At 73.5% G+C, this 12,137-nt stretch carries 9 protein-coding genes and 1 pseudogene; 5 read left to right on the top strand and 5 right to left on the bottom strand.

Features of this window, described 5'->3' with window-relative positions; genetic code table 11:
- The first annotated feature begins 81 nt into the window (after positions 1–81).
- From K5O09_RS15385 to K5O09_RS15365, 5 genes are all read left to right on the top strand, one after another.
- On the top strand, positions 82–501 hold the full coding sequence (locus tag K5O09_RS15385; protein WP_222170325.1) for a hypothetical protein: 420 nt from the start codon (positions 82–84) through the stop codon (positions 499–501).
- 164 nt (positions 502–665) lie between these two features.
- Positions 666–3,662, top strand: a complete 2,997-nt coding sequence (locus tag K5O09_RS15380; protein ID WP_255595704.1) for a glycoside hydrolase family 3 C-terminal domain-containing protein — start codon at positions 666–668, stop codon at positions 3,660–3,662.
- 351 nt (positions 3,663–4,013) lie between these two features.
- A complete protein-coding gene (locus K5O09_RS15375; protein ID WP_255595702.1) occupies positions 4,014–6,482 on the top strand; it encodes a glycoside hydrolase family 3 C-terminal domain-containing protein in 2,469 nt (822 codons plus the stop codon).
- Between the two features lie 37 nt (positions 6,483–6,519).
- Complete coding sequence (locus K5O09_RS15370; RefSeq protein WP_222170324.1) at positions 6,520–7,164, top strand: hypothetical protein; 645 nt, start codon at positions 6,520–6,522, stop codon at positions 7,162–7,164.
- Complete coding sequence (locus tag K5O09_RS15365; protein WP_222170323.1) at positions 7,161–8,180, top strand: glycosyltransferase family 2 protein; 1,020 nt, start codon at positions 7,161–7,163, stop codon at positions 8,178–8,180. The genes K5O09_RS15370 and K5O09_RS15365 overlap by 4 nt, the downstream gene beginning before the upstream one ends.
- On the opposite strand, the pseudogene K5O09_RS15360 reads toward K5O09_RS15365, so the two are convergent.
- The 5 genes and pseudogenes from K5O09_RS15360 to K5O09_RS15340 form a co-directional block, all read right to left on the bottom strand.
- A pseudogene (locus tag K5O09_RS15360) lies at positions 8,177–8,626 on the bottom strand (transposase); the annotation flags it as partial. The gene K5O09_RS15365 and the pseudogene K5O09_RS15360 sit on opposite strands and share 4 nt — an antisense overlap.
- A gap of 702 nt (positions 8,627–9,328) precedes the next feature.
- Entirely contained in the window at positions 9,329–10,204 is an 876-nt protein-coding gene (locus K5O09_RS15355) for a phosphoribosyltransferase (protein ID WP_222170321.1), read from the bottom strand.
- Positions 10,205–10,474: 270 nt separating this feature from the next.
- Entirely contained in the window at positions 10,475–10,753 is a 279-nt protein-coding gene (locus tag K5O09_RS15350; protein WP_222170320.1) for a hypothetical protein, read from the bottom strand.
- On the bottom strand, positions 10,734–11,471 hold the full coding sequence (locus K5O09_RS15345; protein ID WP_222170319.1) for a signal peptidase I: 738 nt from the start codon (positions 11,469–11,471) through the stop codon (positions 10,734–10,736). Before K5O09_RS15345 ends, K5O09_RS15350 begins: the two co-directional genes overlap by 20 nt.
- 25 nt (positions 11,472–11,496) lie before the next feature.
- Positions 11,497–12,132 carry a M73 family metallopeptidase gene (locus tag K5O09_RS15340; RefSeq protein ID WP_222170318.1) on the bottom strand — a complete coding sequence of 212 codons (636 nt, stop codon included), beginning with the start codon at positions 12,130–12,132 and terminating at the stop codon, positions 11,497–11,499.
- Positions 12,133–12,137: the final 5 nt, after the last annotated feature.

Here is a 12,137-nt window from a genome sequence, read left to right as displayed (position 1 = left end):
CGGTCGGCGCACGCCGGCCGCCCCGGGGAGGACCGGCCGCGGGGTGGGCCCGCGGCCAGCACTCACCAAGGAGCGAACGACGTGAAGCGCAACAAGGCCCTGACGACCGGCCTCTCCCTCGTGGTCGCCCTGACGGGCGTCTTCGGCCTGGCCGCGTGCGGCAGCGACGACAGCGGCAGCACCGGCGGCACCACCTCCGAGGAGCAGGCGGCGTCGGAGTCCGACATCGCGGAGGACCTGGAGAACGCCCGGAAGGCCGTCGCCGACGCCCTGGCCGAGGACGACTCCTGGGCCCAGATCATGCTGGCGAGCGACGTGCAGGCGCCGACCGTGAAGTACGGCCTGCTGGTCGTGCCCTACACCTACTCGGACGCCGCGTCCCGCATCCAGGGGACCGTCAACATCGACGGCGGGAAGTACACGATCGACGGCGACTCCGCCGCGACCGGCCAGACCTGGCAGATCGACCAGGACGGCACCATCACCGAGGTCACCGAGTAGCGGACGGTCCCGGCCGACCGTCGCGCGCGTGCGCCCGCCCGAGGGGGCCGGCGCACGCGCACGGCGACGGTCCGTGCCGCAGAACCGACCGATCGTCCGGCCCGTCCGGACGGCCCGGACCCCGCACCTAACCTGATCGCCGGCCGCACTCGAGGAGGACTGCAGTGAACGCCAGGGCGAAGAACGCCAAGAAGCGGATGTCGAACAAGAAGTTCCTGGGGATCTGGGTCCCCGTGCTCGCCCTGCTCACCGTGGTGACGGTCGTGGCGAACGTGGCGCTCGTCGTCGCGGGCGGCTGGGTCGCGTCCCAGCTCGGCTCCGGGACGTACGAGTTCACCAACTCCGCCGAGTCGGCGGACTGGGACACGGAGTACTACAGCTCGGACTTCGACGGGATCGACGAGGTCGACGAGGCAGCGAAGGCGCTGGTCGAGGAGATCTCGGGCGCCGGCATCGTCCTGGCGAAGAACGAGCAGGCCGCGCTGCCGCTGGCCGCGGGCGCGAAGGTCACCATGCTGGGCCGCGCGGCCGCAGACCCGGTGTTCGGCGGCGCGGGCTCCGGCTCGGTCGACACCACGACGGCGGTCGACGCCCGCCAGGGGCTCGAGAACGCCGGCTTCGAGGTCAACGACGCGGTCTACACGGCCATCGAGGCGTACGCGGCCGAGAACCCGCGCGGGCACATCGAGATGGACAACCCCGCGGCGTCCTCGTACACGATCGGCGAGATGCCGGTGGACGGCTACGAGGCGCAGTCGGCCTCGTTCGCGGACTACTCCGACGCCGCCGTGGTGTACCTCGGCCGGCCCGGCGGTGAGGGCGGCGACCTGACCCGCGACATGACGGACTGGGACGACAACGCCGAGCCGGGCCAGCACCAGCTGGAGCTGAACAAGGACGAGAAGGACCTGATCGCGCTCGCGACGTCGAGCTTCGACACGGTCGTCGTGGTCGTCAACGCGTCCACCACGATGGAGATGGGGCTGCTGCAGGAGGACGCCGGCGTCGACGCGATCCTGCTGGCCGGCTCGCCGGGCGCCACGGGCTTCAACGCCCTGGGCGGCATCCTGTCCGGTGACGTGAACCCGTCCGGTCGCACCGCGGACGTGTGGGCGGCGGACTTCACCGCCGACCCGACGTTCCAGAACTTCGGCGGCTTCGTCTACGACAACCTCGACGTGTCCTACCCGGTGTCGTCGATCGAGACCGCGACGTCGAACGCGACGGTGACCGACGAGGCGCCGTTCGTGAACTACGCCGAGGGCATCTACATCGGCTACCGCTACTACGAGACCGCGGCGGTCGAGGGGTTCCTCGACTACGACGAGGCCGTGGTGTACCCGTTCGGGTACGGCCTGTCCTACACGGACTTCTCCTGGGAGGTCACCGACACCCAGGCGGGCGACGTGGACGGCACGATCGCCGTGACGGTCGAGGTCACCAACACCGGTGACGTGGCCGGGCGCGACGTGGTCGAGCTCTACTACTCCGCGCCATACACCCCGGGCGGCATCGAGAAGCCCGAGGTGGTCCTGGGCGGCTTCGACAAGACCGGCGTCATCGAGCCGGGCGCGAGCGAGTCCGTCACGATCGAGATCGCGGTCGAGGACATGGCGTCGTACGACCACCTGGGCGAGAAGGCGTACGTGCTGGAGGCCGGCGACTACGAGCTGACCGTCCGCACCGACTCGCACACGGTCGCCGCGGGCACCGAGCCGATCGGGTACACGGTCGACTCCGACGTCGTGTACTCCGGCGAGAACCACCGCGCGAGCGACGCCGCCGAGGTCACCAACCAGTTCGACGACGTGTCGGCGCAGTTCGTGTCCGAGCCGACCGACGGCAAGATCCTGTCGATGTCCCGCGCGGACTTCGCCGGCACCTTCCCCACGGCGCCGACCGCCGACCAGCTCGTCGCGGACGAGGCGGTGGCCGCAGGCTTCGCCGCCTGGGACCACGAGGCCGCCGCCGAGGCGTTCGAGGGCGACATGCCCACGACCGGCGCGAGCACCGACCTGTCGCTGATCGACCTCCGCGGCCTGCCGTTCGACGACCCGATGTGGGACGAGCTGCTCGACTCCCTGACGGTCGGCGAGATGACCGACATGCAGCTCAACGGCGCCTACCAGACGCCGGCGATCGGCTCGATCGGCAAGCCGGCGACCACCGAGCTCGACGGCCCGGCCGGGTTCTCCTCGTTCATCAACGCGTCGGTGAACGGCGTGGCCTACCCGTCGGAGTTCCTCATCGCGCAGACGTGGGACGTCGACCTGGGCCACGCCATGGGCCAGATGATCGGCAACGAGGCGCTCGCGAAGAACGTCCAGGGTTGGTACGCCCCCGCGGCGAACCTGCACCGCTCGCCGTTCGCGGGCCGCAACTTCGAGTACTACTCGGAGGACCCGCTGCTGTCGGGCGCGATGATGACGGCGGTCTCCAACGGCGCGGCGACCAAGGGCGTGTACACGACGCTCAAGCACTTCGCGCTGAACGACCAGGAGACCAACCGCGTCAACAACGGCATCGCCACCTGGGCCACCGAGCAGACGATCCGCGAGCTCTACCTCAAGCCGTTCGAGATGGCCGTCAAGGGCGTCACCATGGACGTGTCGTACCTGTCGGACGCCGAGGGCACGCGCTCGACCACCACGGTCGGCTCGACAGCGGTGATGAGCTCGTTCAACCGGATCGGCGCCACGTGGGCCGGCGGCTCCGAGGCGCTCATGACGAACGTGCTGCGCGGGGAGTGGGGCTTCGAGGGCTTCGCCATCACGGACTTCAACCTGTACCCGTACATGAACCCGAACCAGGCGATCAGCGCGGGCACGGACCTGACCCTGACGTTCCAGCCGTCGAAGTCCTACGCGGACACGTCCTCGGCGAAGGCGGTCACGGACATCCGGACGGCGACGCACCACATCCTGTTCACGGTCGCGAACTCCAACGCGATGAACGGGCTGGCTCCGGGGGCCACGGTGTCCTACACGCCGCCGACCTGGGTGTACATCCAGATCATCGCGACGGTCGTGATGGGCCTGCTGCTGCTGGCCGGTGCGTTCCTGGTGACGCGGCGCGTGCTGCGGCAGCGGAAGGCGGGCGAGCCCGCCGCCGCGGACGAGCCGGCGGTCGCCGGCGCCGGCCGCGGGGCCGACGGCCGGTAGCAGGCCGACCCGGGCGGGTCCCGGGGTGCGCTGCCCCGCACCCCGGGACGACCCCGACCACGCTCCCCGTCAGGCCGGCGGCGCCCACCACCGCCGGCCTGACGGGGGAGCCCACCGCACGGACCCCGCCGCGCCGTGCCTGCCGCCGGGGCGGTGCGCGCTGCCCCGCACCGGACCGGACGGGCCGGTGACCTCGGGCGATGACCATTCATGCGCGGGTGACGACGGTTCGTGCACCCGGGCCCCGCACCGCCGGACGACGGCGGCAGCCTTCAACCGGGGGCGCGTCGACGCACCCCCGGTGAGCAGTCAGGGACGACGACGTCGCCCTCCAGCAACCAAGGAGACACCGTGCGACTCCACGGCGAGGACGCCGCCACCACCTCGGGGGGCGCGACCCAGGACGTGACGACCGAGAGCCTGACGCTGCTGGAGAAGGCGGCGCTGCTGACCGGCAAGACGGTCTGGGAGACCCGGGACCTGCCGCGGCACGGCGTGCGGTCGCTGTGGCTGGCCGACGGCCCGCACGGCGTGCGCAAGCAGCTCGGTGCGGCCGACCACCTCGGCATCGCCGCCTCGCAGCCGGCCACCTGCTTCCCGACGGCCGCCGCGGTCGCGAACACCTGGGACGTGACGCTGGCCGAGCGGATCGGCGCGGCGCTGGGCGCCGAGGCCGCCGCGCAGGGCGTGGACGTGCTGCTCGGCCCGGGCCTGAACATCAAGCGCTCCCCGCTCGGCGGGCGCAACTTCGAGTACTTCTCCGAGGACCCCCTCCTGGCCGGGCGCCTGGCCGCCGGGTACGTGCGCGGCATCCAGGCCCAGGGGGTCGCGGCGTGCCCGAAGCACTACGCCGTGAACTCCCAGGAGCTGCGGCGCATGGTCTCGGACTCCGTGGTGGACGAGCGGACGCTGCGCGAGATCTACCTCAGCGCGTTCGGGATCGTGGTGACCGAGGCGCGGCCGCGCTCGATCATGTCGTCGTACAACCTCGTCAACGGGGTGTACGCCCACGAGGACCCGTTCCTGCTCGGCACGGTGCTGCGCGAGGAGTGGGGCTTCGACGGGGCCGTCATCTCCGACTGGGGCGGCTCGAACGACGTGGTCGCCGCCGTCGCCGCCGGCGGCACCCTCGAGATGCCCGCCGCCGGCCTGGACTCGGCCCGCCAGATCGTCGACGCGGTGCGCGCCGGCCGGATCGCGCAGGCCGACGTCGACGCCCGCGCCGCGGAGGTGCTGCGCCTGGTCGCCGACGCCCGCCGGGCCCCCGCCCCCGAGGTCGACCCGCTCGAGCAGCACGCCCTCGCCCGCGAGGTCGCCGCGCGCTCGGCGGTGCTGCTGAAGAACGACGACGGGCTCCTGCCCCTCGCGCCCGCGACCCGCGTGGCGGTGGTGGGCGACTTCGCCCGCGCGCCCCGGTACCAGGGCGCGGGTTCCTCGGCGGTGAACCCCACCCGGCTGGACTCCGTGCTCGACGTGATCAGCCGGTCCGGGCTGGAGATGACGGCGTTCGCGGCCGGGTTCCGCCGCGACGGCACCCCCGACGCTGCTCTGCGGGCCGAGGCGGTCGAGGCGGCCCGCGGCGCGGACGTCACGCTGCTGTTCCTGGGGCTCGACGAGATCGCGGAGTCCGAGGGCCTGGACCGCTCCACGCTCGCGCTGCACGCCGCGCAGGTCGAGGTGCTGCGGGCGGTCGCCGAGGTCAACCCCCGCACGGTCGTCGTGCTGGCCGGTGGCGGGGTCGTGGAGGTGCCGTGGCTCGCCTCCGCGCAGGCACTCGTGCACGGGTTCCTCGCCGGGCAGGCGGGCGCGGGCGGTCTGCTCGACGTCCTCACGGGCGTGGTCAACCCGTCCGGGCACCTCGCGGAGACCGTGCCGGTGACGCTCGCCGACACCCCCACCGCCGGCACGTTCCCCGCGCAGGGGCGCACCGCCGAGTACCGGGAGGGGCTGTACGTCGGCTACCGGTACTACGCGACGGCCGGCGTGCCGGTGGCGTTCCCGTTCGGCTACGGCCTGTCGTACACGACGTTCGCGCACTCCGGTCTGACGGCGACGGCCGACGCCGCGACGGTGACGGTCACCAACACCGGCCCGGTCGCGGGCGCCGACGTGGTGCAGGTGTACGTGTCGCGGGTGTCGCCCGGCGTGCACCGGCCGGCGCGGACGCTCGCGGGGTTCGCACGGGTCGAGCTCGAGCCGGGGGAGTCCGCCACGGTGACCGTCCCGCTCGGCGACGCCGCGTTCCGGCACTGGGACGTCGCGACGGGGGCGTGGCAGGTGGAGCGGGGCACGTGGCGCGTCCTGGCCGGCGCGCACGTCGACGACCTGCCCCTGTCGGCGGAGGTCGAGGTCCCGGGCACCGTCCCGCCGCGCACGGAGGACCTGCCGGAGCGGTACCGCACCGGCGACATCCGGGACGTGCCGGACGCCGACTTCTCGGCGCTGCTCGGACGACCGCTGCCGTCGTCCGCGTGGTCGCGCCCGCTCACGGTGAACGACCCGCTGTCCGCGATGGCCGGCGCCCGCTCCCCCCTCGCCCGTCTCGCGTACCGCGTGCTGGCGTGGCGCCGGGACGTGGCGGACCGCCGCGGGAAGCCGGACCTCAACATCCTGTTCCTGCTCAACATGCCCTTCCGGGCCATCGGGAAGATGACCAACGGCATGGTCGACGCCGCGACGGTGGACGGCATCGTCCGCATCGTCAACGGCCGCTTCCTCTCCGGCGTCGCCGCCACGGTGCGCGCCTTCCTCCGCAACCGCCGCGCCAACCGGCGCACCGCCCGCGAGCTCGCCGGCGACGCCCCCGGCCGCAGCGCCTGACCCTGCCTGCGCCCCGCCCGAACGAGAGAGACCTGCGATGATCACCCGCCTCCGCGACGCCTGGCGTCGGTTCGCCGAGAAGCGCCCCGGCGTCGCCCAGTTCGTCGTGTTCTTCCTGCTGAGCAACGGCATCACGGTGCTGCAGCTCGCGCTGATGCCGCTGATCAAGTGGCTGTTCGGGATGACGTCGCTGGTCGACACCGCGTTCCAGGTGTGGCCCGTGGGGTCGAACCCGGACGGGTCGCAGTACTTCGTGTTCGACTACGCCGCGGGCGCCCTGCCGGCGGGCGGGGGCGGGCTGGCATACTTCCTGGCCGTGCAGATCACCCTGCTGGTGGCGCAGGTGATCAACTTCTTCGCCCAGCGGAACATCACGTTCAAGTCGAACTCGTCGGTCGGCAAGGCGGCGGCGTGGTACGCCATCGCGTACGTCGCCATCACCATCCTCGCGGCCGCCGCGCAGGGGCTGTACAAGACCCCGATCTACGACCTGTTCATCGACAGCTGGGGCCTGGGCGGCACCGGCGAGACCCTCGCGGACTTCGTCACGATGATCATCAACGCCGCGATCTCGTTCTGGGTGTTCTTCCCGATCTTCAAGGTCATCTTCAAGCAGGTCCCCGAGACCGCCGCCGACGCGGCCGCTGCCGACGCGGACGCGGGGGAGGTGCGGGCGTCGTGAACCCGCTGCTCACGGTCGTCGTCCCCGCGTACGACGCCGAGGCCTACCTCGCCCGCGCGCTGGACTCCCTGGTCGGGTTCGGCCCGGACCTCGAGGTGATCGTCGTCGACGACGGCTCCTCGGACGGCACCGCGGTGCTCGCCCACGAGTACGTCGACCGGTTCCCGGGCCTGGTGCGGCTCCTGCGCAAGCCGAACGGCGGGCACGGGTCCGCGATCAACGCCGGCCTCGACCACGCCCGCGGGGACTACCTCAAGGTCGTGGACGCCGACGACTGGCTGGACCGCGAGGCCCTGGCCGAGGTCCTGGCGACCCTGCGCGGGTTCCGGGCCGGCGAGCAGGAGGTCGACCTGCTGGTGGCCAACTTCGTCTACGAGAAGGTCGGCAAGCGCACCAAGACCGCCGTGCGGTACGCCGGGGCTCTGCCGCGCGGGCGGGTCATCACCTGGGACCGCACGCGCACGTTCGCCAAGCGGCAGTACCTCATGATGCACGCGCTGACCTACCGCACCGCGGTGCTGCGCGAGGCCGGGCTGCGGCTGCCCGAGCACACGTTCTACGTCGACAACCTCTACGCGCTGGTCCCGCTGCACCGGGTGCGGACCCTGTACTACCTGGACGTCGACCTGTACCGGTACTTCATCGGGCGGGCCGACCAGTCCGTGCAGGAGTCCGTCATGCTGCGCCGTCTGGACCAGCAGCTGCGCGTGAACTGGCTGATGCTGGAGCACGTCTCGCGCACCCCGGTGGCCGACCGCCGCCTGCGCCGCTACCTGCTGCACTACGTCGAGATCATCTGCGCGGTGTCCTCGATCCTGCTGATCCGCGCCGGCACCGCCGAGTCCCTCGCGGAGAAGGACCGCCTGTGGGAGCGCCTGCGCGCCGCCGACCCCTGGCTCTACCGCCGGGTGCGGTGGTCCGCCCTCGGGCAGATCTCGAACCTCCCCGGGGCGGCCGGGCGCCGGGTGTCGGTGCTGGCCTACCGCGTCGCGCAGCGCGCCATCGGCTTCAGCTAGGGCGTGTCTCTTAACCGTCTGAGGCAGAGGAGGATCGCGCGTAGGACGGCTGCTCCGCGGTAGGTCACGGCGTGCTTGTCGTAGCGGGTCGCGAGCCCGCGCCACTGCTTGAGGTGGGCGAAGGCGCGTTCGACGACGTTGCGTCCGCGGTAGTCGACCGGGTCGAAGGCCGGCGGGCGACCGCCTGCGGCTCCTCGCCTCTTGCGGTTGCGGATCTGGTCTGAGGGTTCGGGGATGACCGCGCCGATCCCGCGGGCGCGCAGCAGGGCCCGGTGGGCGCGAGCGGAGTACGCCTTGTCCGCCCGCACCCGGTCCGGACGGGTGCGCGGCCGACCCGGACCAAGGCGCGCGACGCGCAGGTGCTCGAGCAGGACCGGGAACATCGGTGAGTCGTTGCTCTGGCCCGCGCCGACGAGCACGACCATCGGCAAGCCGCCGCCGACGACGCTCGGCACGAAGCTCGGGGCAGCGAAGATCGGACCCTGGGTCGGCTACGCGTGTGGTGCGCTCGGCATCGACAAGGTCATCTCGACTGTCTCGTCGCTGCCGTCTCTGGCGTCCTCGTACTACACGAAGGCGTGCTACCAGGCTCGCATCCCTGCAACCTCCCCGGCGTGGAAGTCTGTTGACTCCTCGCAGTGCCAGCCGCTCGACAAGTCCTTCACTTGGTGATCCGATGACCGGCATGGGTGATGCTCCCGCCGCAAGGCCTGTCCACGCCGACGTCGTGCCCGACCGTGGTCATGGCGCGCGGACCTGGGGTGTCCAGTGGCTCGCGTTCATCGCGGGGGGCGTGGCGGTTGCGGTCTCGAGGATCGTGTTCGACTCACGCTGGTGGATCGCGTTCGTTGCTGCGACTGCGGTCGCTGTTGTAATCGACCTGTTCCGAAGGCGTGCGGTCGACCGCCGGGCGCGGATGCGTCCGTGATGTGATCCAGTTTCGGTGTAGGCGTTGCCATCCGGTTCATCGGGTGGCGACGCCTACACCGTTCTGTGACGGGTGTTGCCTCAGTGAGCCGCGACGGCTGCGTGAGCTCGTGTGCAGCCCGGGAGCGGGACCGGCGGTGCGGTCGGGCGCGGGTGGCGGTCAGTGCTGGCCAGCGGCGCTCGATGCGCCCGCCGGCCGGCTGGCCACGGCCGGGCTGAGGTCAGTCCTCGTCGGGGAGCATGATCGTGATGACGGGTTCGGCGGCGCCGCCTGGGCCGCCGGGGGGCGACCATGCCGACCTGGCTCGGGTGGCGGGTGCCGGGCTGGTTCGGGAAGCAGCGCACGGTGAAACCGATGCGGTCGGCGGCGGTGGTGAACTAGACGGGCCGGACCGGCGGACCCCGCGCACCCGGGCGGCGTCGAGCACCCGGCGGACCTCCGCGTCGGGCGTGGCGGCGAAGTCGCGGTACTCCTGGCCGACCGCCGCGAACACCGCCGGCTCGCGCAGGCACACCAGCCCGTCGGCCTCCGCGGCGAGCAGCCGTGCCGTGTCCGGCGGGCACACCGGCAGCGCGACGACCACCCGCCCCGCGCCCTGCCGTCGCAGCGCCGCCACCGCGGCCCGGACGCTGGCGCCGGTCGCGGCCCCGTCGTCGACCACCAGCACCGTGCGGCCGGCGACGGCCCGGGCGGCGCGGTCCCCGCGGTAGGCGGCTTCGCGCCGGCGGAGCTCCGCCGCCTCCGCGGCCCGGACCTCCGCGAACGCGGCCGGGCTCACCCCCGCGGCGCGCAGCACGGCGTCGTTGCGGACCTCCACCACGTCCCCCGCGATCCCGGCCAGCGCGCCCATGGCGAGCTCGGGGTGCCCGGGGAGGCCCAGCTTGCGGACGACCAGGACGTCGAGCGGCGCACCGAGCGCCGCGGCGACCGGGCCGGCCACCGGGACCCCGCCGCGCGGCAGCGCGAGCACGACGGCGTCCGCCAGACGGGGGTCGCCCGTCAGCGCCCGCGCGAGCGCGGCTCCGGCCTGCGCGCGGTCCGCGAACGGCTCCCCGCGCCTCGTCCGCCCGTCCCGCGCGGTCCCGGCGCCCGCCATGCCGCCGACGCTACTCCGGATGCGACGGTGCGGGACGGGCGCGAGCCTGGGACCCGTCGGCCGGCTCCCGGCCGGTCGGGTCGACGCAGGGGCGCGACCCGACGGCACCGGGGCCGGCCGGCTGCGCGACGGCCCGCCCCGGTGCCGTCGACGGGCGGCGGGGGTCCCCGGCGGCGGGGCCCCAGGCGGCAGGGCCGCAGGCGGCAGGGCCGCAGGCGGCAGGGCCCCCGGCGGCAGGGCCCCCGGGGCGGCCGGCCGCGGTGCTCGCCGTCAGGGGGCGGTCGTCGCAGACCCTGTGGCGTCCGGCGTCGCGGCCGTGGGGGTCGTGGTCGGCCCCGCCGTCGGGTCGGCTGCCGGGGCGGTCCGGGTCACCGTGATGGAGATCGTCACGCCGTCCGCGGCACCGAACCGGGCGGACGCGATCCCCACGGCGGGCCCCACGACGGCCACGCCGACCAGGACGGCCGTGAGCAGGGCACGCGAGCGCCGGCCGAGCACGGGCTCGCGCAGCCGGGCGGGGCGCCGCGGCTCAGCCGAGGAGGAGGGCATCGTCACGGCGTTCCCGGGCGGCCGCGGCGCGGCGGTCTCCCGCGGCGCGACGGGCGCGCCGGTCGTCGAGCAGGGACAGCAGCTCCAGGGTCCCGAGCGCGGCGAGCGGCGGCACCAGCATCGCGGCGCGACCCTGCGCCGAGCCGGCCCACGCCAGCACCCAGCCCCAGCGGGGGTGGACGTCGAGGATGATGCCGCGTACCTGCGACAGCGGCGTGGCGTCCGGGTCCGGCTCGGCGTTCGCGTCGCCCTTGGTGAAGATGTACGGCCGGGTCAGCGGCTCGCCGGTCACCGGGTCGTCCTGCTGGACCATCCGGCCGGTCGCCTCGTCCTGCCGCAGCACGGGCAGGTTCTTCAGCGCGATGATCCGGTGGGTCACCAGCTGGTCCGACCCCGCCGGCCAGAAGGTGGCGACCTGCCCGATGCGGAGCTGGGACGGGTCCGTGATGCGCCGCATGACCACGGCGTCGCCCGCGTCGAACGACCCCTGCTCCGGCCCGGACATCGAGCCGGACGTGACGATCAGCAGGCGCTGGCCGTTGGCCTGGAACCACAGCGGCACGGCCAGCGAGGTGGCGTAGGCGAGGCCGCACAGCACGATGACGGTCCACAACCCGGCGCGCAGGGCGCGTCGTCCCGCCGGAACCGGGGTCGCGCGGCGCGGCCGGTCCGGGTGCGGTGCCCGGCGCTCGACGGCCGGGCGCGGCCTCCTGGTCATCGCTCCTCGGGTCGTGGGCCCGCGGTCACAGGTGCGGGTTCTCCGGGTCCTGCTGGGCGTCGAACGTCAGCTCGAGGTCGGTCGTCGCGTCCTGGAAGCCGTCGCCGAGCGACTCGGGCACGGTGACCTGGACGCACAGCGCCTCGGCGGAGCCCGCGATGATCCGGCGCTCCACCGGGACGACCTGCTGCGGCGCGGTGGAGAGGGTATCGACCTGGGCGAGCACCTCGCGTCCGGCGACGCCGGCGGCGGTGCACGTCGGCGCGGCGTACAGCGTGAGCCCGAGCTGCCCGGCCAGCGCCTTCCCGTCCGGGTCGGTCGCGGTGTAGGTGACGCCGTAGACCAGCGCGAGCGAGCCGTCGTTCTCGACCGTGACGGCGCTGAAGATGTCGTCGCCGGGCGCCAGCAGCCCGGGAGGCAGCGTGAACACGGCGTCCTCGCCGGCGGCGATGTCGACGGTCCCGGTGGTGATGCCGGTGCGCCCGGCGTCGTCGCTGTCGGTGAAGATCGCGGAGGTCACGAGCGACGTCATGCCGAGACCGGCCATGCCGAGGATCGCGACGGTGGTCACCAGGCGCCGGCGGCGAGCGGGATCGCGCCGCGGGGCCGGCGGGGTGATCATCTCGCGGAGCAGCTCGTCCATCCGGGTGGTCATCCTCACGGGTG

This window comes from Cellulomonas sp. C5510, from assembly GCF_019797765.1.
GTDB lineage: Bacteria > Actinomycetota > Actinomycetes > Actinomycetales > Cellulomonadaceae > Cellulomonas.
The sequence above is the reverse complement of the archived record's forward strand: the minus strand, read 5'-3'. Positions and strand labels throughout refer to the sequence as shown.